Genomic DNA, 20,221 nt, shown 5'->3' on the forward strand with positions numbered 1-20,221 from the left:
AGTGCAGCCAGACGTGGCCACGAACACGATGGCGGCCAGCACCTCCCGGTCACCATGCCGACGACGGCCACCACCCTGCGGCCGCACAGGCGCCTTTGGCACTACTCGCTGGAACAGCTCCCACAACTCGTCCGGCACCAGCCGCTCAACGATCCCCACCACGGCCGACAGCCTACCCACGCTGCCAAATGAGATGACGTCTTAGGCGATCGCGTCAAGTCGGCACGGCGCTTGCGCCGCTCGGCGGCGAGCCGCTCGAGTGCCGACTCTCAGGGCAGGGCTGCGGCGGGTACGGGTGGCTTGGCCCGGAGACGGACCGCGTCCTGGCTGGGTGGCGCGCCGAACATACGGCGGTACTCGCGGCTGAACTGTGAGGAGCTTGCGTAGCCGACGGTGTGGCCGACACCGGTGACGTCGGAGGGGCGGCTGGCCAGGAGCAACCGGGCTTCCTGCAGGCGGATGCGCTTGTGGAACTGGATGGGGCTCATTCCCGTCACGGCGTGGAAGTTCCGGTGGAATGCGGACACACTCATCCCCGCTGTCTGTGCGAGGTCTTCGACCCGGAACGACTCCGCGTAGTGCTCTCGGATCTGCCGGACCGCCCGGCTGATGTGGGCCAGTCCGCTGTCCGCCAGGCCGAGCTGCCGGATGGCGGGGCCCTGCTCGCCGCGCAACAGGTGCCAGAGGATTTCCCGTTTGACCAGCGGGGCGAGGATCTTGCGGTCGGCGGGCCGGTCCAGCAACCGCAGCAGCCGGACGATCGCATCCAGCAGTTCCGAGGGGGCTTGTCTGACCGCGATGCCGACGGATGCGCTGAGTGCCGGGGCAGGAAGGTCGCGGGGGTCGGCGTCCAGGAGCAGCTGAGCGATGTCGGCGGGGTCGAGGGTCATACCGAAGCCGAGGGTGGGCTGCCCGGTGTCGACGACGTGGCCGGTGACGGGGAGATCGACCGAGCTGACGAGGTACTGACCGGGTCCGTACTCGTACAGGCGCTCGCCCAGGGCGAGGCGCTTGCCGCCCTGGGCGATCACCGCCAGCACGGTGCCGGACATGCCCGCGGCAGGAGCGCTGCGCTGGTCGAATCGGCACGCCTGAACTCCGTCGATTGCTGTCGTGAAATCGGGGCGCGCATGCCGGTTCAGCAGCTCGCGCATCTCGTCCAGAAGCATGCCTTCACCCTTGCACGGACCCGTCTCAGCCTGCTCTGTCGCAGCAGGATCGGGAAAGGGATGTCATCGCGGGCGCTTGGTCAGAGGTTCTGGCCGCCCGAGACCTCGATGTCCTGGCCGGTGATCCAGCGCCCCTCCTCGGAGACCAGCATGGCCACGACCATGCCGATGTCGTCGGGTTCGCCGATCCGGCCGAGCGCGAACGTCTTCGCCAGGTCCGGAATGATCTCGGGGTTCCTTGCGAAAGCGTCATCGGCGAAGCGGGTGCGGGTGGCGCCGGGGGCGACGGAGTTGACGCGGATGCCGCGGGCGCTGAACTCCTTGGCCATGTACCGGGTGAGGACCACCACGGCGCCCTTGAGGGCCGCGTAGACGGAGTAACCGGGCACGGTCACCTGGGGCAAAGTCGAGTTGCTGGTCAGATTGACGATGGCACCGCCGTCGGCCAGCAGCGGCAGCAGGGTCTGGGTGAGGAAGAACGGGCCCTTGAACAGGCCGTCTGTGAGCTTGTCGAATTCCTGCTCGGTGGCCTCCTCGATCATCGCCATCCCGGCGAAACCCGCGTTGTTGACCAAGTGGTCGAAGGAGTCCCGCTGGAAGGTCTCGCGCAGGGCACCGGTAACTGCCTCACGGAAGGCGGGAAAGCCGGCCGTGTCGCCGATGTCCAGGCGCAGCGCCACGGCGGTGCCGCCCGACTGCTCGATCTCGCGGACGGTGTCCTTCACGCCCTGCTCATTGGAGTTGTAGGTCAGGATGACGCCGGGCCCGCGCCTGGCGATCTGGACGGCCGCGCTCTGGCCGATGCCGGAACTGGCGCCGGTGACGACGGCTACCTTCATCTGGTGTGCCTCCTGGGCATCCGGAGCCCTGGAGGCTCCGTACGGAACGTGACAACTCAAGCCAACCGCGTCACCATCCTGGCGAACAGAAAGATCCTCCCGACCTCTTGCCCAATCCTGCTGCCCTCCTGAGCTGCGCCGGTGCGGGAACGCGCCGAGCGGTTCGCCGCCGTGCTCGCCAAGTCCCTTGCCCGTCGCCGGATGCTGTGCGACCTGCTCAGCGCCAGGCCGGCGTGCTGGAGCACAACGTGTCCCCGGAGGTAGCCGCCCAGTACAAAAGGGCGGCCATCGACAACGTGGCCGCGCGCGCCGCGCTGGCCAGGCCAAGCTGCCCGAACTGGGCGATGACTGGAAGCTGGCGGCGTCCACCTTCATGGTCGTCGGCGCCGTGCGGTGGACGCGATGCCGCGTCGTCGCAGGCAAGCGCGGAAAGAGCGGGAGCTGCAGGCATTACCGGCGACGATGTGGTCGGGTCTGTGACGGGGCTGGTCCTGGCCGGTGCCGGTGACCCGGATGCGTGCCAGGACGGGGCGTGCATACGCAGCGGGCAGCCGGTGCAGAGGGCCTTGGCTCTGGTCTGGTCTCGCCGCCTGGTGACCAGCGCACGGCGGCCTCGTGGGACAGGGCCTCGCGTGCATCACCATCCGCCCCTCGCGGATACGCGAGTGTCAGTTCGCCTCCGGCCCGAAGCGGCGCTTGTATACCGACGGCGTGATGCCGGTCTCGCGGCGCATCAGCGTGCGCAGGTTGCGGCTCCTGGATCCCTCCGGCATCCAGATGACCGCCGACGACCTCGCCCAGCTCGTCGGGCCGGTCATGTTCCGGCGCTTCCTCGGCCGCGGGCCCGTCACCGACGCTGCCCTCGACACCGTGGTCACCCGCTGGCTCGCCGGCGAGCACCCACCAGACAGCTCCACCCGGTGGGGCACCAGATGCTGCGGTTGCTACGTCGGCCGCACCACCACCCTCGCCCGCCAGGCGGGACTCCCGGGCACCGTCCAGGCTGATCTGCTCGGCGATCCGCGGCCGGTCGGCCGTCCCGGCATGGGGCGGACTCTCGGTCCGCCGTCGGCGAGGGTGTCGGGTGACCGGCTCCCTTCCGTTCGAGGACTTCGATGCCTGTCAGGGCGGAGGCGGTGGACAGGCCCGTCATGGTGATCACACCCGTTCGCCGCGGCCGGAAACACCTCGACGACGTCGGCGCCGACCGGCCTACCTGGTGCGTCCGGGTGTCGGAAGTCCATCCTGCCGTGGACTCCGGCCAGGCCCTGTTGGGCCCGGCGGCATCTATCGCGCTCACCGGCTGATCACCGAAGAGGCCCGTTACCCCGGCACTGGCCGAGCCCCGCGGGCTTTCGCGCCGCCCACCGTGCCGCGAGCCACCTCGATATGCAGGGAACCCGGGCGCCCCGCGGCCTTCATCCCTAGATCCCCACGTCCCACGACAGGTGATCATCAAAGAACAAGATCCACTTTCGCAACAGACCCTAGCCGGGATACGGCAGCAGGGTTGCGTTCACGTCTCCCAGGCCGCCCTCAGCTCGGCCAGCAGCTGCGGGCGGTCCGGGGCCAGGTCGGCCTGTTCGCGGGCATCGGCCGCGAGGTCGAAGAGGTGGTCCCTGCCGTCGGCGTCCCGGTAGTACTTGAGGTCGCCCCGTCTGAGCGCCCGGTTGCCGCGCACCCGCCAAAACAGGCCGCGTTCCGGCACCTGTTCGCCGCGCAGCAGATAGCCGGCCAGGCTGTGGCCGTCCAGCGGGTACGCCGGGTCGGGGCGGGCGCCGGCCACCTCCAGCAGGGTCGCGGTCCAGTCCGGCGTGTACACCGGGACATGGCTGACCTGCCGACCGTCGACCCGGTCCGGCCAGCGCAGGATCGTCGGCACCCGGATGCCGCCCTCCAGCAGCGAGGCCTTCTCACCGCTGAGCGGCCACTGGCAGGAGAAGCGCTCACCGCCGTTATCGGAGCAGAACACCACGGTCGTGTTCTCCTCCTGCCCGGAGCGGCGCAGCGCGGCCAGCACCTGGCCGACGGCCCGGTCCAGGCTCTCCACCATCTCCGTGTACTTCGTCACCGATCCGCCGTCGTTGTGCAGCAGCGCGCCGAGCACGTCCAGAAGCAGCAGGCGGTGGTGGCGCGGGGGCGGGGTGCGGCGAGTGCTCGGTAAGCGGCGGTCCAGGCGGCTTGGTCTGCACCAGGTCGTCGGGAAAGTCGGTCACGTCCATACCGACGCCAGATCGCTTGTTCGAATTACCTGTCGCTTCGGACATGCCCGAGCAGTCGAGATCGCACCAGGCGTGGTCGGCCTCATGGTCGGGCCTGTGGTCGCTCACACCACGGCGGTCCCCGGCCGACGGCCGCCGCTTCTGAGCCTCCAGCCACGGGCCGACCGACAGGTGGTGCGGCGTCGCTCGACAGGATTTGTCCCGTCTCGCCGCGGGGTGTTGCCGGGCTCGGTGAAGGCGCCCGTGCTTGGCACCCGCCTGGACGAGGCGACGCCAGGCCGGCGGTCCTCTGGGAATGAGGACGGCGGTTGCACAGCCGCAGCGGGCGCGGAGCTTGGAGGCTACCCAACCGGGGAGTTGTGACCCGGGTGAAGTGCCAACGCGTCCCGAAGCCCCGTCGTGCGTCAGGCTCACCCGGTGTTTCAGCATTACGCCGACAACCAGCTCCGCGACATTCAGACCGTCGCCGGGGCCTGGCCAATCTCCACGGTCCCCGGTATTGGTACTAGCTCGTGACGCCGATCTTGCGGTCAGTACAGCGGAACTTGGCCGGAACCGCCGCCGTGCGCGGAGGAAGATGTTTCAACGGCACACTGTGACGGGCAGTAGCGTCTCGCTGTTGGGGCCCCCGGCCACAGCAGCCAACTGGCTTTTCTTGGAGGGAACATGGCCACCGGCACGGTGAAGTGGTTCAACGACGCGAAGGGCTTCGGTCTCATCATCCCGGATGAGACCGGCGAGGAACTCCCCGTTCACTACAGTGAGATCCGCGTGGACGACGGCTTCAAGTCACTTGCGGAGAACCAGAAAGTCCAGTTCGAGATCAAGACCGGTCCCAAGGGCGCACAGGCTGTCAACGTCGTGCCGCTGTAGCCCCGGCACTACGACCCAGACAGCGCCCGGTGCGTGTGTGTCGAGCCAAGACGGCACGGCAAGAACGCTCATCAGGACCAGTCTCCCGTCCTGCCGGCCCACCCAGTCAAGCGTGTCGTCCACAGAACGACCGCACCCTGGAGACGCGTCACGGGGGCGTGCTGGCCGGCTGCGGGGGTGGGGTCGTCGCGGTGCGCCGGTACGCGCTGGGGCTGATGCCGCGTACCCGTTTGAACGCCGCGCTGAACGCGAACGCGTCGGAATAGCCCACGGCTCGGGCGACCTCCGCGACAGTCATCGTCTCGCGTTCGGTCAGCAGGTCCGCCGCGAGCGTCATGCGCCAGCGGGTGAGGTAGGTCAGGGGTGGTTCGCCGACCAGATCGGTGAACCGCTTCGCCAGCGTGGCCCGCGACACCCCGGCCCGGCCGGCGAGCGAGGCAACCGTCCACGGCGCTGCCGGTTCCCCGTGCAGCAGGCGCAGCGCGCCGCCCACCACCGGGTCGCGCCCGGCGGAGTACCAGCCGGGCGGAGTGCCGTCGGGCCGGTCGAAGTACTCACGCAGCGCGCACACCAGCATCCAGTCCAGCAGCCGGTCGAGGACGACCTGCTGGCCCGGCGTGTCGGCGGCGACCTCGGCGGCGAGGTGGTCCCACACGGGGTCGGGCCCGCCGCCGGAGCCCACGCGCAGTACGGCGGGCAGCGCGTCCAGCAGCCTGCGACTGATCTCGCCGCGCACCGGATAGGCACCGACGACCAGGGTCGTCGTGTCCTCCCCGCCGGTACCGGCGTCGTGCCAGCCGAGCCGGTACCGGGTCCCGCCCTGCTCGGGCGTCGAGCAGAACGCGCCGCACGCGACGGGTTCGGCCCGAGTGCCCACCTCGTCGACGAAGAGGAACGGCGCGGGGCCCCGCACGATCACTGTCTCGCCGATGCCCAGACGCTCGGGCGGGCGGCGCTCCGGCACGATCCAGCCGCCCCCGGAGAGGACGGTGCACAAGGTCAGCGGGGCGCCGTCCACGAAGTGCAGCGACCAGGGCGGGGTCAGGGTCGAGCTGCCGAACAGGGAGCCCTGGGCTCGCAATCCGCGCAGTAGGTCACCGAAAGCATCCACCCGCCAAGGCTAAACGATTTAGACGCTTACCCAGGCGATCTGGCGCATCACCTATGGAAGCGTCCGGGTGCGTGTCGTTGAATCGCTTTCGTGAGCAACGACATCACTCTTGTCCTCGGCGCGACGGGCAACACGGGCCGGCGGGTGGCCGCCCGGTTACGGCTGCGCGACACGCACGTACGCGCCGCCTCCCGTTCCAGCCAGCCCCCGTTCGACTGGTTCCACCCCGCCGGCTGGGATCAGGTCCTGCGGGGCGTCACCGTCGTCTACGTGGTGCCCCCGCCCGTGCCCGGTCCGGTGCACGAGTTCGTGGCGCGGGCCGAGGCCGCCGGTGTGCGGCGCCTGGTCCTGCTCTCCGGTCACGGCGCCGACGATTGGGGCGACTCCGTGTTCGGGCTGGACATGCGCTCGGCCGAGGACGCCGTGCGCGGCTCGGCGATGGAATGGACGGTCCTGCGTGCCTCGAACTTCGCCCAGAACTTCGACGGGCACCCCTTCCGCGTCCCACTGGCCGCCGGCGAGCTGGCACTTCCGGCGGGTGCGGTCCCAGAGCCGTTCATCGACCTTGAGGACGTCGCCGACGTAGCGGCCGCGGTGCTGTCCGAGCCCGGCCGGCACGCCGGTCGGGTCTATGAGCTGACCGGGCCGCGCGGGCTGACCTGGGCGGAGGCAGTCGAGCTGATCTCCCGGGCGTCCGGGCTGCCCATCGTCTACCGGCGCATCTCCCCGGCCGAGTACACCGCGACGTTGGTCCAGGAGGGCTGGAGCGAGGACGAGGCCAAGCACCTCACCGAGATGTTCGTGCTGCTTGAACGCGGGATCGCCGCCTGGACGACGGACGACGTCGCCACCGTGCTGGGACGCGCGCCGCGGACTTTCGAGGACTTCGTCCTGCGGGCCACGGCAGCGGAAGCCTGGCAGCGCTGAGTCCCGCGGGCCCCGGCCTGGCGTCCTGGACTCCGGGAGGCGGAGCACCACACGCCATCCTGCCGATCCACACCACTCGTTGACATCCGTTCTTCACGTGACTGGAGCCATCGATGCATACCCTGCTGGTCGCCGCCAACCCGGACCCCCGGTCCCTGACGCATGACGTGCTGGGAAGACTTGAGGCAGCGCTGCAACCCAGTTCGGTCGAGATCGCCGACCTGTCCGAGGAGCGGTTCGACCCCCGGTTCACTCCGGCCGATCGCCGGGCGTACCGCGAGGGCGGCGATTATCCGGCTGACGTCATGGCTGAGCACCGTCGCCTTGAACGTGCCACCGATCTCGTACTGGTCTTCCCCGTGTACTGGTGGTCGATGCCCGCACTGTTGAAGGGGTGGATCGACCGTGTCTTTGTCAACGGCTGGGCCTTCGAGCGCTCCCCCGCTTCCGGGCTACGGCCGAGACTGCAGCACCTCACCACGCATCTTCTGCCCATCGCCGGCGACGACTCCGGTGCGTACGAGCGCCACGGATATGAAAGTGCACTGCGGACACAGATCGAGCACGGCATCGTCGACTACTGCGGCAGCCGGCGCGGCTCCACAGCGTTCATCTACGACTCCGAACAGCTCTCCCCCGAGGCCACGGTGCGAGGTGTTGACCGTGCGGTGCGCATCATCAGCGAAGCCATCCATGCCCGCCTGGCGGAATGAGGCAGGTCAGATGCCTCCTGACCGGTGAGATGCTGCGCCAGTGCGGCCAGGGGCGCTGGCTGCTGCGCTTCTACTGATCTTTTCGTCGGTACGGCGTGCTGTGCGCCATCCTGGGCATCGCCCGCTCCAGCATCTACTACTGGCGCCGGACGCCGAGGTCCGCGCGGCCGACAGGCAGGCGACGCCCGCCTGACCGCCCGCATACGGGCCGTGCACCGCGAGTCGGACGGCACCTACGGCGTCCCCAGGATCACCGCCGAGCTCCGCGGGGACGGCGAGCGGGTCGACCACAAGCGCATCGCGCGCGTGATGCCGAGCATCAACCTGGCGGGCGTGCTGCGACGCCGGCACCGCACCACGATTACGGACCCGGCTGCGGCGAAGGCACCGGACCTGATCGGCCGCGACTTCACCGCCAGTGAACCGAACACCAAGTACGCCGGCGACATCACCTACCTCCCCGTGAACAGCGGGAAGTTCCTCTACCTGGCCACCGTCATCGACCTCGCCTCACGTCGCCTGGCCGGATGAGCCATCACGGATCACATGCGAACCGGTCCCGTCATCGACACCCTGGCCGCCGCCGAACGCACCCGCGGCAGCCTCGCCGGAGCGGTCATGCACACCGACCACGGAGCCCAAGCAATACACCAGCCGGGCCTTCGCCGACGCCTGCCGCAGGGCCGACGTTCGCCAGTCCACGAGCGCGATCGGCACCAGCGCGGACAACGCACTCGCCGAGTCCATTAACGCGACGTTCAGACGTGAGGCGCTCCAAGGCCGAAAGACCAGGCCCAGCGAGCGCGAGGCCCACCTCGACGCGTTCCGCTGGCTGCACCGCTACAACACCGACGCCGTCACTCCAGCCTCGGACACCGCAGAGCGATCGCCTACGAAGCCGCATCCCGAACAGCACCAACTACGCTGACAGCTGTATAGCCCGTGTCCAAGATTCGGGGTCAAGGCCCCCTTCACCAACACCCCCGCAGCCACCCTCCCAACCGGAAGACCACCCACTCAACCTGCACAACCCCAGCCCACACACAACATCAAAACGCACCCCCAACGGCAGACCAGACCCGGTCGGCGCACTCCGTCGAGCATCTCGTCGCGCAGCTGCCGGATCACGCGCTCGGACTCCGGCATGAAGCCCTCTGACGCAATCATCGCGGTCCTTCTTCTCTGGTCGCGGTCCCCGCGGCACGTCCTCGGCGTCCTGCGATGCGGCGGGAGGAACGGCCCGTCAGAATACCCCGCGCCCCCGGAAGCAGGCGGTGGGAGGCGGGCTGCCGACAGGCACGGGCCAGGCACCGGCAGGGCGAAGCGCCGCGGGAAGGGCACCGGCGGGGCGGGCTCCGTGCGGTGTCAGCCGGTCCTCGGGGGCCAGTTGACGATCCGCTTGGGGCGCGGCGGCGCGTAGGTGCGCACCTTCGACGTGGTCAGGCCGAGGCGGACCAGGGACTCGGCAACCGTCATGGCGGCGCTGACCCCGTCGACGACGGGAAAGCCGGTGCGTTCCATGACGCGTTCGGCGAGACCGGCCATGCCTCCGCAACCCAGGCATTTCACCTCCGCCCGGTCGTCCCGTACCGCGCGTACGGCCTGCTCGGTGATCGCGTCCACGGCGGCCTGCTCGTCCTGTTCCGGCTCCAGTACGGCGAGTCCGCCGGCCCGCACGGAGGCGCAGCGGGCGTACAGTCCGGCTACCTCCAGGCGTTACTCGGGGCCTGCAGTAGCACAGCGGTAGCGCCCGGCGTCAGCCGGCGGACACGGGCCGGTCGGGGCAGATGCTCCAGCTGGAGGACACCCGTTTCTCGGCCGGCCCGGAATACGAGGCCGTACGTCCGGGCTTGAGCAGTCCGTCGTCGTCCCGGGCATCGCCACCCTCGACGTGATCGTCCCCCGTCCCCGGCGAAGTCGCTGGCCGCCGTCCACGAACAACGCCGGGCCCTGGAGGCCCGGATCGAGGCCCTGCTGGAGGCCACCCTCTTGCCGAGGTCCTGACCTCGATGCCCGGCACCGGCGTCAGGCCGCCGCAGTCCTCCTGGCCACCGTCGGTGACGCCAGCTCGTTCCCGAGCGCCGGCCACCTGGCCTTCTACACGGGACTCGCTCCGGCGACCGCAGTCGGGGATCTCGGTCCACGGCGAACACGCTCCAAGGAGCGGGAACCGGCAGCTGAAACGGGCGATGTTCCTCTCCGCGTTCGCGGCCCTGCACGATCCCGCGTCACGGGCCTCCGATGCCGGACGTGGCTCCGGTGACCAGCGCCGTCTTGCTCTCGAGCTGCCCCCATCGGGTGCGGGAAAGCTTCGGGCCCGCTCAGCCGCTCACCACACCGAGAAGGACCCGAACCGTCTCCGCCATCGTCTCCCGGCCCTGGGCGACGTAGGGGCGGGGGTCGGTCAGGTCGGGCCGGGCCGCCAGCACTTCGCGGACCGCGCCGGTGAACGCGACGTTGAGAGCGGTACCGATGTTGATCTTCACGATGCCCGCCCGGACGGCTTGTCGCAGATCGTCGTCGCCGACGCCCGACGAACCGTGCAGCACCAGAGGTACGGGCACGGCCTCCCTCAGGCGTTCGATGAGCGCGTGGTCCAGGGTCGCGGAGCGTTCGGTCATCGCGTGGCTGCTGCCGACGGCGACGGCCAGGGCGTCCACGCCGGTGTCCGCGACATAGCGCGCCGCCTCCTGCGGGTCGGTGCGCACCCCGGCCGCGTGGGCGCTCGCGGGGGCGCCGGGCTTGCCGCCCACATAGCCGAGTTCGGCCTCCAGCCACAGGCCCGCGCCGTGGGCCCATTCGGCCGCGGCGCGGGTGGCGGCGCGGTTCTCGGCGTACGGCTGCGCCCCGGCGTCGAACATCGCGGAGGAGAACCCCGCGTCGGCCGCCGTGCGCAGCAGCCGCATGTCCGTCACATGGTCCATGTGCAGTGCGACGTCGACGTCACAGGCCTTGCCGACCTCGGCCGCTGCCCGTGCGATCGGCTCGGCCCTGCCGCCGTGGAACCGTACGGCGTTCTCGCTGATCTGCAGGATCACCCCCGGGGCACCCGCGGCGGATGCGCCGGCGGTGATCGCCTCGGCGTGCTCCAGCGTGATCACGTTGAACGCCGCGACGGCCCGGCCCGCGGCGGCGGCCTTCGAGACGAGTTCGCGCGTGGAAACCAGGGGCATGAGGGTGTGCCCTCGCTTTCAATGTCGGTTCGGTGAGTACGGACCGGTGTCGGCCCGTACCGCTACGTGGTTCGGCCGGTACGGATAGGCGGGCGATCAGGACTTCTGCGGGGCCGGGCTCACGTCCGCGCCGTCGTCCGCCGCTCCCGGGGCCACGGAACTCTCGCCGCTCTTCTCGTCGCTGTAGACCATCAGGGTCGAGCCGGTGAGGGCCAGCACGATGCCGAGGGTGCCCCATACGTTGGGGAGCGTTTGGTAGGCCGCCAGGGACAGCACGATGGTCAGCACCGGTGCCAGTGCGTTGGTGAAGGGTGCGACCACCGTGGCCTTGCCCCGGCTGAACGCCATGACCAGGAACAGCGCGCCGACCGCGTTGAGGACCTGCGTCACCGCGGTGAGCGCGGGCGCCTGCCACGGGGCATCGGACGGGAAATCGCCCATCATCACGAACGCCACCGGCGCCAGCAGCAGTCCGCTGATGGTCATCCAGCCGAAGGTCGTCGCGTCGTTGACCCCGACCAACGCGGCCTTGCGCATGCAGAACGCCTGTACGCCCCAGGCGACGCAGATCAGGATGGCCATCAGCAGCCACGGGCCGTGCGAGTTCGAGTCGTCCTTGGCGCTGGGAATGCTGAGCAGCACGATCGCCGCGAGCGCCGCGACGACACCCACGAGGGCGAGCCGGTTGATCCGCTCACGCAGCAGCGCCATCGCCATGAGGACGGTGACCACCGGGGAGAGCGAGACCAGGGGGAAGATCAGGTACGCCGGGCCGTTGGCGAGCGCGTGGAAGAGCAGCAACTGTCCGCCTGCGCCGGTCAGTCCCGCGATCAGTCCGTACATGGCGGCGATCGGTCGGCGGTCGAACGTGTTGCCGCGCATCGCGAAGTACGCGGGGATGAGCATCGTGAAGGCCCAGATGATGTAGATCATCTCGTTGGGGTAGCCGTACCTGCTGTTCGGCTCGCTGGAGAAGGCGCCCCACACACCCCAGAACAGGACCAGCAGCGACGCGTACACGATCCAGCTCTTTGTGCCTCTGTTCATCGGTCGTCCTCTCCTGAGGCAGGGGTCCCGGGGGCCGTGCGCAGCGCGTCGAGCGCGGGCTGGTCGAGCGGGGTTCCGGCGAGTTTTGCCGCGTACAGGGCGGCGCCTACGACAGGCTCGTAGAGAGGGTGTCGCAGCTCATAGTTGGTAGAACGATTTTTCAAGCCGGAGGCGAACGCCTCCAGCACCGTGTGGGCGCCGAAGGTGCCGCCGGAGTAGGAGACCGGTACGGTCTCGTCCGGGCCGAACTCCAGCCGCTCGCGGGTGACGTCGACGAGCAGGGCGAGTTCCCGGCCGGCGCCGGTGAGGATCTCCGTGGCGACCTCGTCGCCCAGAGCGGCCGCCTCGGCCACCGAGCGGCTGAGCGCGGCGATCCGGCTCCGGTCGCCCTGCCCCTGGTTGTGGACGACGTCGATCACGTCGAGGTCGGACGCGAGATCCAGGTGGCGCCGGAACACCTCGGCCAGGGGGCCTTCGGGGAGCCGCCCGTCGCTCATCCGTGAGAAGGCGTTGAGGCCCCGGACCGCGATCCAGTGCGCAGATCCCTCGTCGCCGAACATCTCGCTCCAGCCACCGATGCGCACGCCACGGCCCAGCCGCTCGCCGTAGGTCATCGAACCGGTGCCGCTGATGACGTTGATGCCGTCGACCGCGCCCAGAGAACCCGCCCAGCCGCAGACCATGTCGTTGTCGCAGGCGTAGCGGTCGTGCCCGAGCACCGCTCGCGGGGTCGCGTTCAGGACGGGCAGATCGCGGGCCGCCTCCCCGTAACCGGGCAGCCCGAAAAAGGCGTACTCGATGTCGGCAGGGGTCAGCCCGGCCGCCGCGCAGACAGCTTCGACGCCTTCCTTCAGCACACGCTCGACAAGCTCGATGCCGTGGGAGAAGTAGTACGAACTCGCTGCCTGCGCTCGCGCCACGACGTGTCCGGACCGGTCGATCAGGCAGAATGCGGTTTTCGTACCGCCACCGTCGACACCTAGGAACATCGTTGTACCTCCGTCCGGCGCCCTCGAACCGCGCCGTCGATGCCTTTGATCAGTTGTGCAAGGAGTGCAAGGTCACGCCCTGCACCACGCGGTTGACCTCACCCGAGGGGAACGGGTTGTCGGGCCGCAGGCCCCGGGCCAGAGAGGCACGCAGGGCGATGAGCTGGGCGTACACCACGGCGGACAGCGCCAGGGCGACATCCTCGACGCCATCGAGGCCCGGAAGCGGCCAGGCGTCGGTGCCTGTGCCCTCCGTGTCCGCGCCGGAGTCCGCGGAGACCGTGACGACGCTGCCGGCGGGCAGATTTCCGCGCAGCTCCGCATAGATGTCCTGGTCGTACTTGCGGGTGTACGGGTCGTTCGACATGTACACCACCGCGACCGAGCGGTCGTTGAGTACCGCCTTGGGGCCGTGCCGGAATCCCAGGGAGGATTCCGCGACGGCCATGAGCGTGCCACCGGTGAGCTCGAGCACCTTCAGCGCCGACTCCTCGGCGAGGCCCTTCAGCGGGCCGCTGCCGAGGAAGACGATCCGCTCGGGCGCGCTCTCCAGTAGGGCGCCGACGGTGCGGTCGACAGCGCTGCTGTCGGTGATCGACTCGGCTGCCCGGGCCAGGCGTTCGGCGACGCCGTCGTAGGCGCTGCCGCCCAGGGCGAGCAGTGCCGCGAGTGTCATGCACGTGAAGCTCGACGTCATGGCGAAGCCGCGGTCGTTGGACGCGGGCGGCATCAACAGCACGTAGGACTTCGGCAGCCCCGCGTGTTCGCGCGCCAGACGGCCCTGCTCGTTGCAGGTGATCACGAGGTGGTGCACCTCGGAGAGAACCTGGTCGGCCAGGGCGGTGGCGGCCACGGACTCGGGGCTGTCGCCCGACCGTGCGAAGGAGACCAGCAGCGTGGGCACGTCCTCGGCGAGACAGCCGCGGGGGTCGGCGACGAGGTCCGTGGTGGCAACCGCGTCGACGCGCCGTCCCAGACGCCGGGCCAGGGCGGGCTGGAGCACCTGGCCGGCGAAGGCGGAGGTGCCGGCGCCGGTGAGCACCACACGCAGATCGCCGCGGGCGACGAGCGGACGCAGGAAGGCATCCAGCGAGTCCTGGGAGGCCGAGACGATCCGGTCGACCTCGCGCCACAGCGCGGGCTGCTGGGCGATCTCGCGGACGGTGTGGGCAGCGCCGTCGTCCAAGGACAGCGTGCCGGAGGGCGTGGTCACACGTACTCCTTCTGGTTCGGGCGGCAGGCGCGGTCGTAATCGCGCAGAACATCGCGGACGTGGTCCACGGCCAGGTCGCGCGGCCGGGCGGCGAGTTCGCCGTGGCGGACACGGGCGTACTGGAGCGGAAGATGTGCGCTGAGCAGCGGCAGGGGGATGTCCACGGCCGAGAGGTTGTCCAGGAGCCGGGCCTGGGCCTCTTCGATCTCGGGGTCGGGCCAGTAGTAGCGCATTCGGTCGCTGTAGCTGTAGCGGCGTGCGAGGCGCTGCTCGGCGGCGCCACCCGGGTAGTAGCCCTCCCATGTGGCCGGCTGCGCGAGCATCCGCCGCTCGACGACCTCGGCAAGCCGTGACCGCTCGGCCGCCGGCACCAGTTCGTCCTCGATCGCGGCGAGGGCGAACAGCGCCTCGCGCAGGGCGAAGGTCAGCCCGGGGCCCACCTTGAGGACCGCCCAGTGGTCCTCGACCAGCGCGGTGAGCGCCTCGGCGGTCTGGTAGTCGGTCGAGTGGGCCTCGTAGACCATGGTGGGCTCGTCGTCGAGGACCTTGCGCAGCTCCTCGGTCAGCTCCCGCCGGTAGTCGACGACCTGAAGGTGGTCGAACTCGACGGCCGGCTGGACGACGAGGGCCATGACACGCGGCCAGACCTCGCCGATGCCGTGCCGGGCGAACGCTCTGCGGTGCTGCTCCAGAGTGGTGCGCGCCGCCTCGGGCGTGGTCGGGACGAGAGCGCCGAGCGTCTCGTGCGCGCCGCCGGGCGTGGGCACCTCGGTACCGATCACGTACCGGATCCGCTCGGCCCGCTCGGGGCCGGCCGTCTCCTCGGCGACCCGGATCAGCCGCGCGGCGCGTTCGGCGACCACGTCGTCGGTCAGCGGTACGGGGTCACCGGCGCACGCGAAGCTGCAGTCCAGGTGGATCTTGGTGAAGTCCGCCGCCACGTAGGCGGCGACCAGGGCGTCGGCCCGCTCCATCGCCTCGTCGGGCGTCAGGGACTGCCACCGGTTCGGTCCCAGGTGGTCGCCGCCGAGCATCACGCGGTCCAGTGGCAGACCACTTTCGGCGGCGATGCGGTACACGAGGTCGCGGAAGTCCGCGGGCCGCATGCCCGTGTACCCGCCGTACTGGTCGACCTGGTTCGAGGTCGCCTCCACCAGTACATGACCGCCGCTCTCCCGTGCTTGCACCACGGCTGCCTCGATGACCAGTGGATGAGCCGAACACACCGAGGTGATGCCCTGCGGCTGTCCGGCCTTCTGACGCCGGACCACCTCGCTCAACGGGCTCTGCATTGCCAACCCCTTACTCAACGTGCATTTCGAGCCCTTTCGCCACGTTGGCCGGGAGCCCAGTGGGGACAGTAACTGGTCTCATTCATGGCCGTCAATAGTCTTATTCTGGTATGCAACTGGTATTAGGCGCCGGGCGCGACGTCCGCCCCGCAGGTGGTACCTGGTGAAGGAGGAGAGCTTCCGTGACCTGCGGTGATCAATCAGCCCTGATTGGTGATGGAGGCCCGGAACCGGTAGCGGTCCCCCCGGTATACCTGGACGGTCAGTTCGATCGGGCGTGATTCCTGGTTCGACGTCAGCTGGGTCGCGACGAGCATCGGCATGGTCTCCGCGATCTCGAACAGCTCGATCTCCCGTGGTGTCGGGTGGCGGGCCTCGACCGAATAGTCGGCGACGCGGGGCAACTGCGGCGGGTCGGCGGCGCGCAGGGTGGCGTAGAGCGAGGCCGTGCTGAAGTCGGTTTCGACCAGGGCCGGGCAGACCGCCAAAGGGAGCCGGTTGTGCTCGAGCACGACCAGCAGACCGTCGAGGAAGCGCAGTCGGTGGAGGTCGAAGAGGTCGGCGCCCGGAGCGATCCGGAGTCGCTCGGCCTCGGACACCGTGGCCGGGCGGACGGTGGCGGAGAGCACCTTGCCGGCCGTCGTCAAGCCGTTGGCCTGGGCATAGTCGGCGAACCCCTGGACCTGCGGGGCCACCGAGCCGGAGGTCATCGTCGCCTCGGGGAGCAGACCGAGCTCGGCGACGAACCACCCGCGCGACGACGACGGCCGCACGATGCCCCGTGTCTCCAATTGCGCGAGGGCCGCTCGCAGCGTCACGCGCGACACGGCGTACCGCTCGACCAGAGCCCGCTCGGAGGGCAGCCGGTCACCGGGGCGGGCGGCAGCAGCGCGCAGGTCCTCGAGCAACTGCGTGGCCGTGCGCTCGTACAACGGGAGGGCATCGTCCCCGAACAGACCTCTGGGCATCGGCGTTCTCGAATCCTTCATACCAGAAAGATACCAATTCGATCGACGGCACGAACCTCGTCCGGGCGGCCCACCCGTTGACAGGCCACTCGAATACCACTTACGTTCTCGCAGCAGGCCACCCGGTGATGGAGAAGTCGCCCGTGAGCGACCTTCCGTTTCGCCGCACCCCGGGCACCCTGCGGGGATCGAGGCAGCGTTGTAGCAGCTCACCGGGGATGGCCGCGCCCCGCCGCCGGAGGCGACCTCGCACCGGGTGCCCGTTCGGACGCCACGCCTTCCCCCGACCCCACCCGACCCCCTGCGAAAACCACTAGCAGACCAGGCGCCGACCACCCTTACGGACGGCCGCTTCGTCGCGAGCACGCGGCTCGACTCGGAACGATCCACCACGACGGACAGAAGGCAGCTGCCCCAGTCGGGCACGCACGACCGAAAGAGAGTTCGAGATGACGGACATGAACCGGCGAAGCGTACTGAAGGTGGCGCTGGGGGGTGCCGGTCTGGCCGCCTTCCCCGCCGTGGCCACGGGCGCCTCACCCGCGGCCGCCGCACCGAACTCGGATCCCGACCTCGTCGGAGTCGGCGACACCTCCATCACCCTGGAGTTCGACGATCAACTGCGCAGCCGGGTGGCGCTGAAGGGTGTCGACCTCACCCGCTTCGACGCCGGCGAAGCCCTGCTGGTGGGCGACAAGGCCATCGAGGCGTTCGCGTACCGCGGACACCGGGCCCGCGCCACCCGGCACCCCCGCCACGGCGCGGGCGTCCGGGTGACGATCGAGGGCATGTCCGAGGAAGGCGTGCACAAGACGGTCGAGCTGACCTCCTTCGAGCGTCTGGCCGGCATGATCGTGATGAAGGTGACCTACACCAACAGGTCCTCCACCGCGCTGAAGGTCACCGGGTGGCGCAACGGAGCCCACGAACTCCTGGAGACCCCCGGCGGTTTCTACACCTTCTCCGGCACCACGTACACGGACCGCCGCGACTGGGTGATGCCGGTTAAGGACGGCTACGTCCAGGAGAACTCGCTGGGGATGGACTCCTCCGACTACGGCGGCGGCACCCCGCTGGCGACCGTCTGGCGCCGGGGCGCGGGCCTTTCCGTCGGGCACGTCGAGCCCGTGGCGACGATCCTGCGCATGCCGGTCCGCAAGACGGCCGACGGCGTGAGCATCGCCGTCCAGGACGACACCGCCCGCATCCTGAAGCCGGGCCGTCGGCTCAGCACCGGCACCACGTTCCTGACCGCCCTCCCGGGCGACCACTTCGTGCCGCTCCAGCGGTACCGCGACTACATGAGCGACATCGGCCAGCGCGCTCCCCAAGTCCCCGCCTCGGCCTTCGAGCCCATCTGGTGTGCCTGGGGCTACGAGCGCGACTTCACCGTCGAGCAGGTCACCGGAACGCTGCCGAAGGCGCACGAGGTCGGCCTGCGCTGGGTCGTGCTCGACGACGGCTGGCAGACCAACGACGGTGACTGGGACATCAACACGGCGAAGTTCCCGCGCGGCGAAGCGGACATGCGGGCCTTCACCAAGGAGATACGGGACGCCAGCCTGCGACCGCGCCTGTGGTGGGCCCCGCTCGCGGCGGACCCCGACAGCAACCTGATCCGGGACCACTCCGACATGCTGTTGCTGGACCGCGACGGCAACAAGCAGGACGTCACCTGGTGGGACGCCTACACGCTCTGCCCGGCCTACCAGCCGACCGTGGACTACTTCGTCGAGCAGGCGAAGAGGTTCATCGGCGACTGGGGCTACGAGGGGCTCAAGATCGACGGCCAGCACCTCAACAGCGTCGCACCCTGCTACAACCCGAAGCACCGGCACGCCCGCCCCGAGGAATCCACCGAGGGCGTGGCGCGGTTCTGGAAGGCGATCCACGAAGCCGCGCATGCGGCGAACCCCGACACCCTCGTCGAACTCTGCCCCTGCGGCACCGCCTTCGCCTTCCACAACCTGCCCTACGTCGACCAGTACCCCAGCTCGGACCCGGAGTCCTCCTACCAGGTACGGAGCAAGGGCAAGTCGATGAAGGCGCTGATGGGCGCGGGCAGCAGCTACGCCGGCGACCACGTCGAACTGAGCGACAACGGCGACGACTTCGCGTCCTCCTACGGGGTCGGAGCCGTCCTGTCGACCAAGTTCACCCTCCCCGGAACCGGAGCCCCGGACAAGGCGACCGACCTCACCCCGGAGAAGGAGGTCCTCTGGCGCAAGTGGGTGTCCCTGTACGAGAAGAACATGCTGCCCACCGGCGAGTACCGCGGTGAGCTGTACGACATCGGCTTCGACAAGCCCGAGGCGCATGTCGTGGCCACGAAGCGGACCCTCCACTACGCCTTCTACGCCGACCAGTGGGACGGGACGGTCGAGCTGCGCGGTCTGGGCCGCACGCGGTACCGCCTGACCGACCCGTTCACCGGCAAGTCACTCGGAACCGCCACTGCTCAGCACAACACCCTGAAGCTGTCCTTCGAGCGGTTCCAGCTCATCGTGGCCGAGCCCATCGGCTGATCGGCGGACGGCCGGGCGGCCGGGCGACACTCTTTGATCATGCGTGCCACACGCTTGCCGGGCCCCCGCTTCCCCCGCCAGGTCAGGTGGCGGCTCGGACCCGGCATGGCCGGTAAGGTCGCGCTGGTCCCGGGCGTCACCGTCGGACATCTGGCGGACCGGCACGGGGCGTGCGGCGTCTACGAGGTGAGCTGAACCGGATGTGGTCGCCGGAGCACGCGCCCACGTCGTACGCCTTCCTGCTGCGGCCGGTGCCGGGGCTTCGCTCGTGTCGGGGCGGCGTACGCAGTCTCCGACCAGGCGGCGGCTGCACAGAAACCAGGCAAAGGACCATTCGACGACCCAGCGGCGGGGAAGGGCCTGGAAGCCTCGGACGTCCTCACTGTGGCGGACGATGTCGAGGACGAGGCCGAGGTGCGGGCTGGTCCAGTCGGTGAGGTGGCCGGTGTAGCCGCCGCCGGCGTCCGAGCGTGTCGGTGAGCAGGTGCCGCTTGCGACCGTTGATCTTCTTGCCCGCGTCGAAGCCCCGTGGGCCGAAGGTGACGGTGACGTCTGCCTTCACCGACTGCGAGTCCACGGCCCCCGCGCTCGGCTCGGCGCTGCGGCCTTCGCAGGCGCGGACGGCTTCCCGCAGCCGGTCGTGCAGCTCAGTGACCAGGTGCGGAGACCGTCGGCCAGAGCCCGGGCGGCGTCCTCCTGGAGGTCGAGCGCGTCGAGCAGGGGCCGGATGTTCACAGCGACGGCCAGGCCGAGCATGTCAACGGCCAGTCCCCGCTTGCGGCCCGGGATCTTCTTCACCGGATCCCGGCCGGTGGTGGAGGCGGGAACCTCGGCAGCCACCTGGACATTCCGCGTGTCCAGGACCACCAAGGTCGGGTCCTTTCATCGGCGGGCCCGGCGTATCCAACCTCTACGCGAGTGTGCTGGCCCCGTTGGGTGTAGGCGGCGAGGATGAGCCAGGTCCAGCGGTCGGCGGCCTCGGGCGTGCGGATCTTTGGGGAGGTCCAGCCGAGGGTCTGTTTGAACAGGCGGAAGGTGTGCTCGATGTCGAAGCGTCGCAGGTAGGCCTGCCAGAGACGGTCGGCGTCCGCCGCGGTGGCGTCGGTGCCTGACCACCACAGCCAGACCGGCTTCGGTGTCGCTCCGCTGGGCAGGTGGCT

At 69.7% G+C, this 20,221-nt stretch carries 19 protein-coding genes and 6 pseudogenes; 8 read left to right on the forward strand and 17 right to left on the reverse strand.

Going from position 1 to position 20,221, the window contains the following annotated elements; translation table 11 throughout:
• The 5 genes and pseudogenes from AB0947_RS41450 to AB0947_RS41470 all read right to left on the reverse strand — a co-directional run.
• Window positions 1–162, reverse strand: a 162-nt coding sequence (locus AB0947_RS41450) for a transposase (RefSeq protein ID WP_366755565.1), incomplete at its 3' end; no start/stop codon positions are given.
• A gap of 107 nt (window positions 163–269) precedes the next feature.
• Window positions 270–1,169 carry an AraC family transcriptional regulator gene (locus AB0947_RS41455; RefSeq protein ID WP_366755548.1) on the reverse strand — a complete coding sequence of 300 codons (900 nt, stop codon included), beginning with the start codon at window positions 1,167–1,169 and terminating at the stop codon, window positions 270–272.
• Window positions 1,170–1,249: 80 nt separating this feature from the next.
• On the reverse strand, window positions 1,250–2,008 hold the full coding sequence (locus tag AB0947_RS41460; RefSeq protein ID WP_366755549.1) for an SDR family oxidoreductase: 759 nt from the start codon (window positions 2,006–2,008) through the stop codon (window positions 1,250–1,252).
• A gap of 668 nt (window positions 2,009–2,676) precedes the next feature.
• Window positions 2,677–2,826: a hypothetical protein gene (locus AB0947_RS41465; protein WP_366755567.1), complete on the reverse strand. Its 150-nt coding sequence runs from the start codon at window positions 2,824–2,826 to the stop codon at window positions 2,677–2,679.
• A 669-nt stretch (window positions 2,827–3,495) separates the two neighbouring features.
• Window positions 3,496–4,118: pseudogene (locus tag AB0947_RS41470) on the reverse strand (sulfatase-like hydrolase/transferase); the annotation flags it as partial.
• A gap of 778 nt (window positions 4,119–4,896) precedes the next feature.
• On the opposite strand from AB0947_RS41470, the gene AB0947_RS41475 reads away from it, so the two are divergent.
• Window positions 4,897–5,103, forward strand: a complete 207-nt coding sequence (locus AB0947_RS41475) for a cold-shock protein (protein WP_366755550.1) — start codon at window positions 4,897–4,899, stop codon at window positions 5,101–5,103.
• Window positions 5,104–5,251: 148 nt separating this feature from the next.
• On the opposite strand, the gene AB0947_RS41480 is transcribed toward AB0947_RS41475, so the two are convergent.
• Window positions 5,252–6,214, reverse strand: a complete 963-nt coding sequence (locus AB0947_RS41480) for an AraC family transcriptional regulator (RefSeq protein WP_366755551.1) — start codon at window positions 6,212–6,214, stop codon at window positions 5,252–5,254.
• A 90-nt stretch (window positions 6,215–6,304) separates the two neighbouring features.
• Between AB0947_RS41480 and AB0947_RS41485 the strand changes: the two genes are divergently transcribed.
• From AB0947_RS41485 to AB0947_RS41495, 3 genes are all read left to right on the forward strand, one after another.
• Window positions 6,305–7,141 (forward strand): NAD(P)H-binding protein, encoded by an 837-nt coding sequence (locus AB0947_RS41485; protein WP_366755552.1) that lies wholly within the window; start codon window positions 6,305–6,307, stop codon window positions 7,139–7,141.
• Between the two features lie 113 nt (window positions 7,142–7,254).
• The gene (locus tag AB0947_RS41490; RefSeq protein ID WP_366755553.1) at window positions 7,255–7,854 is read left to right on the forward strand and encodes an NAD(P)H-dependent oxidoreductase; all 600 of its coding nucleotides are present in this window, start codon (window positions 7,255–7,257) and stop codon (window positions 7,852–7,854) included.
• Window positions 7,855–7,878: 24 nt separating this feature from the next.
• The gene (locus AB0947_RS41495) at window positions 7,879–8,385 is read left to right on the forward strand and encodes an IS3 family transposase (RefSeq protein ID WP_366755554.1); all 507 of its coding nucleotides are present in this window, start codon (window positions 7,879–7,881) and stop codon (window positions 8,383–8,385) included.
• Here the strand turns inward: AB0947_RS41495 and AB0947_RS41500 are convergent.
• Window positions 8,365–8,601, reverse strand: coding sequence for a hypothetical protein (locus tag AB0947_RS41500; RefSeq protein ID WP_366755555.1), 237 nt, complete (start codon window positions 8,599–8,601; stop codon window positions 8,365–8,367). The two genes, AB0947_RS41495 and AB0947_RS41500, sit on opposite strands and share 21 nt — an antisense overlap.
• Between AB0947_RS41500 and AB0947_RS41505 the strand changes: the two genes are divergently transcribed.
• Window positions 8,600–8,782, forward strand: coding sequence for a hypothetical protein (locus AB0947_RS41505; RefSeq protein WP_366755566.1), 183 nt, complete (start codon window positions 8,600–8,602; stop codon window positions 8,780–8,782). The two genes, AB0947_RS41500 and AB0947_RS41505, sit on opposite strands and share 2 nt — an antisense overlap.
• Window positions 8,783–9,219: 437 nt before the next feature.
• On the opposite strand, the pseudogene AB0947_RS41510 reads toward AB0947_RS41505, so the two are convergent.
• Window positions 9,220–9,576 (reverse strand): annotated as a pseudogene (locus AB0947_RS41510) (aspartate/glutamate racemase family protein); the annotation flags it as partial.
• 121 nt (window positions 9,577–9,697) lie between these two features.
• On the opposite strand from AB0947_RS41510, the pseudogene AB0947_RS41515 reads away from it, so the two are divergent.
• Window positions 9,698–10,088, forward strand: a pseudogene (locus tag AB0947_RS41515) (transposase); the annotation flags it as partial.
• 87 nt (window positions 10,089–10,175) lie between these two features.
• Here the strand turns inward: AB0947_RS41515 and AB0947_RS41520 are convergent.
• From AB0947_RS41520 to AB0947_RS41545, 6 genes are all read right to left on the reverse strand, one after another.
• A complete protein-coding gene (locus AB0947_RS41520; RefSeq protein WP_366755556.1) occupies window positions 10,176–11,027 on the reverse strand; it encodes a ketose-bisphosphate aldolase in 852 nt (283 codons plus the stop codon).
• Between the two features lie 96 nt (window positions 11,028–11,123).
• Window positions 11,124–12,074 (reverse strand): DMT family transporter, encoded by a 951-nt coding sequence (locus AB0947_RS41525; RefSeq protein WP_366755557.1) that lies wholly within the window; start codon window positions 12,072–12,074, stop codon window positions 11,124–11,126.
• Window positions 12,071–13,063 (reverse strand): BadF/BadG/BcrA/BcrD ATPase family protein, encoded by a 993-nt coding sequence (locus tag AB0947_RS41530; RefSeq protein WP_366755558.1) that lies wholly within the window; start codon window positions 13,061–13,063, stop codon window positions 12,071–12,073. Before AB0947_RS41530 ends, AB0947_RS41525 begins: the two co-directional genes overlap by 4 nt.
• Window positions 13,064–13,112: 49 nt before the next feature.
• Window positions 13,113–14,276 carry an SIS domain-containing protein gene (locus AB0947_RS41535; RefSeq protein ID WP_366755559.1) on the reverse strand — a complete coding sequence of 388 codons (1,164 nt, stop codon included), beginning with the start codon at window positions 14,274–14,276 and terminating at the stop codon, window positions 13,113–13,115.
• Entirely contained in the window at window positions 14,273–15,568 is a 1,296-nt protein-coding gene (locus AB0947_RS41540; protein ID WP_366755560.1) for a D-tagatose-bisphosphate aldolase, class II, non-catalytic subunit, read from the reverse strand. The genes AB0947_RS41535 and AB0947_RS41540 overlap by 4 nt, the downstream gene beginning before the upstream one ends.
• Window positions 15,569–15,768: 200 nt before the next feature.
• A complete protein-coding gene (locus tag AB0947_RS41545) occupies window positions 15,769–16,536 on the reverse strand; it encodes a GntR family transcriptional regulator (RefSeq protein WP_366755561.1) in 768 nt (255 codons plus the stop codon).
• A 458-nt stretch (window positions 16,537–16,994) separates the two neighbouring features.
• Between AB0947_RS41545 and AB0947_RS41550 the strand changes: the two genes are divergently transcribed.
• Window positions 16,995–19,061, forward strand: a complete 2,067-nt coding sequence (locus AB0947_RS41550) for a glycoside hydrolase family 36 protein (RefSeq protein WP_366755562.1) — start codon at window positions 16,995–16,997, stop codon at window positions 19,059–19,061.
• A gap of 39 nt (window positions 19,062–19,100) precedes the next feature.
• On the forward strand, window positions 19,101–19,256 hold the full coding sequence (locus AB0947_RS41555; RefSeq protein WP_366755564.1) for a hypothetical protein: 156 nt from the start codon (window positions 19,101–19,103) through the stop codon (window positions 19,254–19,256).
• 123 nt (window positions 19,257–19,379) lie between these two features.
• Here the strand turns inward: AB0947_RS41555 and AB0947_RS41560 are convergent.
• The 3 pseudogenes from AB0947_RS41560 to AB0947_RS41570 all read right to left on the reverse strand — a co-directional run.
• A pseudogene (locus AB0947_RS41560) lies at window positions 19,380–19,668 on the reverse strand (transposase); the annotation flags it as partial.
• Window positions 19,669–19,787: 119 nt separating this feature from the next.
• Window positions 19,788–19,958, reverse strand: a pseudogene (locus AB0947_RS41565) (IS5/IS1182 family transposase); the annotation flags it as partial.
• A 35-nt stretch (window positions 19,959–19,993) separates the two neighbouring features.
• Window positions 19,994–20,221 (reverse strand): annotated as a pseudogene (locus tag AB0947_RS41570) (transposase); the annotation flags it as partial.

Origin of the sequence: Streptomyces sp. NPDC047841, from assembly GCF_040704085.1 — a bacterium.
Classification (GTDB): domain Bacteria; phylum Actinomycetota; class Actinomycetes; order Streptomycetales; family Streptomycetaceae; genus Streptomyces; species Streptomyces argyrophylli.

What these genes read in the sequence shown, in the direction of transcription:
- AB0947_RS41455 (WP_366755548.1), bottom strand. Translation starts at nt 1,169, where the DNA reads ATGCTTCTGGACGAGATGCGCGAGCTGCTGAACCGGCATGCGCGCCCC.
- AB0947_RS41460 (WP_366755549.1), bottom strand. Translation starts at nt 2,008, where the DNA reads ATGAAGGTAGCCGTCGTCACCGGCGCCAGTTCCGGCATCGGCCAGAGC.
- AB0947_RS41465 (WP_366755567.1), bottom strand. Translation starts at nt 2,826, where the DNA reads ATGACCGGCCCGACGAGCTGGGCGAGGTCGTCGGCGGTCATCTGGATG.
- AB0947_RS41475 (WP_366755550.1), top strand. Translation starts at nt 4,897, where the DNA reads ATGGCCACCGGCACGGTGAAGTGGTTCAACGACGCGAAGGGCTTCGGT.
- AB0947_RS41490 (WP_366755553.1), top strand. Translation starts at nt 7,255, where the DNA reads ATGCATACCCTGCTGGTCGCCGCCAACCCGGACCCCCGGTCCCTGACG.
- AB0947_RS41500 (WP_366755555.1), bottom strand. Translation starts at nt 8,601, where the DNA reads ATGGACTCGGCGAGTGCGTTGTCCGCGCTGGTGCCGATCGCGCTCGTG.
- AB0947_RS41520 (WP_366755556.1), bottom strand. Translation starts at nt 11,027, where the DNA reads ATGCCCCTGGTTTCCACGCGCGAACTCGTCTCGAAGGCCGCCGCCGCG.
- AB0947_RS41525 (WP_366755557.1), bottom strand. Translation starts at nt 12,074, where the DNA reads ATGAACAGAGGCACAAAGAGCTGGATCGTGTACGCGTCGCTGCTGGTC.
- AB0947_RS41530 (WP_366755558.1), bottom strand. Translation starts at nt 13,063, where the DNA reads ATGTTCCTAGGTGTCGACGGTGGCGGTACGAAAACCGCATTCTGCCTG.
- AB0947_RS41540 (WP_366755560.1), bottom strand. Translation starts at nt 15,568, where the DNA reads ATGCAGAGCCCGTTGAGCGAGGTGGTCCGGCGTCAGAAGGCCGGACAG.
- AB0947_RS41545 (WP_366755561.1), bottom strand. Translation starts at nt 16,536, where the DNA reads ATGCCCAGAGGTCTGTTCGGGGACGATGCCCTCCCGTTGTACGAGCGC.
- AB0947_RS41550 (WP_366755562.1), top strand. Translation starts at nt 16,995, where the DNA reads ATGAACCGGCGAAGCGTACTGAAGGTGGCGCTGGGGGGTGCCGGTCTG.
- AB0947_RS41555 (WP_366755564.1), top strand. Translation starts at nt 19,101, where the DNA reads ATGCGTGCCACACGCTTGCCGGGCCCCCGCTTCCCCCGCCAGGTCAGG.